Here is a 2,114-nt window from a genome sequence, read left to right on the forward strand (position 1 = left end):
AGAGTGTGGGTTCGATTCCCACCCAAGGTACTAGAGAGCAAAACCCCTGCAATTACAGGGGTTTTGCCGTTTTTAGCCCTCAATATTACTTCTATGAAAATTGAGGTGTATATCACAAAGGAGCCTATTTTGTTCAAAATAGTGGATATGAGTAAAAACAAATATTCAGAAGTGAAAATTTATATACCAAAAAAAATGGTCGTAAGAGTGTTGCTCCTGGCGATAAATGGTATGTCTACTTTTATTGGCGAAATCCTGAAACTGGCAAAATGGATATTAAATGCAAGTATTATCGCGGAATAAACCAAAAAAAACAGTAGCAGAGCGTGAATAAGTAGCAAAGGCCTATCAAAGATCGTATCAAATGTTACTAGAACAGGGATGGAACCCTTTAAAAAACAAATTGAATACCCAAAGGTCTGCCCCTAAAAAACAAAATCATACCTTAAAATCTGCAATAAAATATGCTCTTGAAATTAAATTAAAAAACACAAAAGAGAGTACCGCTCTTGATTATAAGGTTAGATCACAATTTTTCTTAGAATGGGCTGACATTAATTTTAAGTCTGGCTTACCGATAGACAAATTTAAGCTTGAAGACTTTTATCAATTTATGGATTACTTAGAATTGGATTATGTAAACAAATCTTCAGGAAAACGATTATCTAATGCAAGTATCAATAATACAAGGCGTGTAATATCTGCTTTGTTTACTGAACTTAAGAACAAAAGATTTATTGAACACAATTTCATCAAAGGCATCCCAAATCTCAAATCTGATCCACTAAAAAATCATCCTTTTACGCATTCACAATTAATTGAGATAAAAGATTATCTAAAGGAACATGATCCATACTTAATTCAATTTATTTCTTTTTTACTCTATCCTATTTTACGGCCAATTGAAATAATAAGATTGAAAATTAAGGATCTCAATACTAATGATTGGATTCTTGGGGTCGAAACAAAAACTGAAGCATTCTCTTACCGGAAGATCATCACAAAAATGCAACCCGTAATTAGAGATATGAAAATTGAAGATTATCCTGGTCATTTTCATTTATTTACCAATCTTTTTAGGTCTATTTAATTATGGCAGGTGAACAAGCATTTGTAAAAGATTTTAAAAATTTTCTTTCGGGTATTCCCAATGTGGATTTTTATTTTGATAAAAGAATAATTCCATGAAGTTAATACTAGATTCTAATGTTTTCGACGACTTATTGACTGGGAAACTTGAAATAGCGGTTTTTGAGAAAGAAGATTTTGAATTATTTATAACTCATATTCAGGTTGATGAAATTAATGAATGTCCTAATAAGGAAAAAAGAGCGAAGCTTTTAAATTTTATGATAGAGTTGAGACCTGAAAAAATCCCCACTGAATCTTTTGTAGTAGGAACTTCTAGGATAGGCTCAGCAAAGATCGGAGATGGGAATTTAATTGAAAGGTTAAGGACTGGGAATTTAAAAAAAACAAACGACGCACTTATTGGAGAAACAGCTATTAAAAACAACCTCACTTTAATTACTAATGATTTAAAAATAAAGTAATTGAACTTGGAGGAGTTGTGTTAACTGTAGACGAGTTAATAGCTAAGTCAAAAGATTTATAGTTTTAACTTTTACAATATAATTTATGTGGAAAAAGTCAAAACCTGATAGGGTATTATCTTGGACGCTAATTTTGCAATTTTAGGAATTGTTTTTGTTGCTGGGGTTCAGATTATAAGTTGTAGTTCTGAGGTTGTTTTAAAGAACTTAAAAGCTTCAGAGTATTCAAATAACCTGGTTTCACCTATAGTTTGAATTTTTACGTTATTTGGAGTTGTTTTTACCTACAGGCAACAGGAAAAAAACCATAAAGAACAGATGAGTCAAACCAAAGTAGAGCACTCATTGATGATGGTTGAAAAATTATATTCAATATTTGTAAACAACCTCAATTCTGAACGGGAATTAATTGCGTTATCCAAAGATAATTGTGTGAGAATTTTAGAGAAATATTTAAATCAGTTTACACAAGAAGAAAACAAATACATAGTTTCTGAGGTGATGCCAGTGATAAAAGATTTGCCTAAGATTGAAGAGCATATTGATAATATGCGATATTTA

4 protein-coding genes are annotated in these 2,114 nt (G+C 31.1%); all 4 read left to right on the forward strand.

Annotated elements, in window-relative coordinates; all coding sequences use genetic code 11:
* Positions 1-303, forward strand: a 303-nt coding sequence (locus AACY61_RS12815) for a hypothetical protein (protein ID WP_339611976.1), incomplete at its 5' end; no start/stop codon positions are given.
* A gap of 61 nt (positions 304-364) precedes the next feature.
* Entirely contained in the window at positions 365-1,090 is a 726-nt protein-coding gene (locus AACY61_RS12820) for a hypothetical protein (protein ID WP_228249709.1), read from the forward strand.
* A 94-nt stretch (positions 1,091-1,184) separates the two neighbouring features.
* Positions 1,185-1,553 (forward strand): type II toxin-antitoxin system VapC family toxin, encoded by a 369-nt coding sequence (locus AACY61_RS12825; protein ID WP_228249708.1) that lies wholly within the window; start codon positions 1,185-1,187, stop codon positions 1,551-1,553.
* Between the two features lie 318 nt (positions 1,554-1,871).
* The coding region (locus tag AACY61_RS12830) for a hypothetical protein (protein ID WP_339611977.1) at positions 1,872-2,114 on the forward strand (243 nt) is incomplete at its 3' end.

The sequence above is a fragment of the uncultured Planktosalinus sp. genome, from assembly GCF_963973675.1.
GTDB lineage: Bacteria > Bacteroidota > Bacteroidia > Flavobacteriales > Flavobacteriaceae > Planktosalinus.

Coding starts and splice junctions, on each gene's coding strand:
- AACY61_RS12825 (WP_228249708.1), top strand. CDS start 1,185: ATGAAGTTAATACTAGATTCTAATGTTTTCGACGACTTATTGACTGGG.
- AACY61_RS12820 (WP_228249709.1), top strand. CDS start 365: ATGTTACTAGAACAGGGATGGAACCCTTTAAAAAACAAATTGAATACC.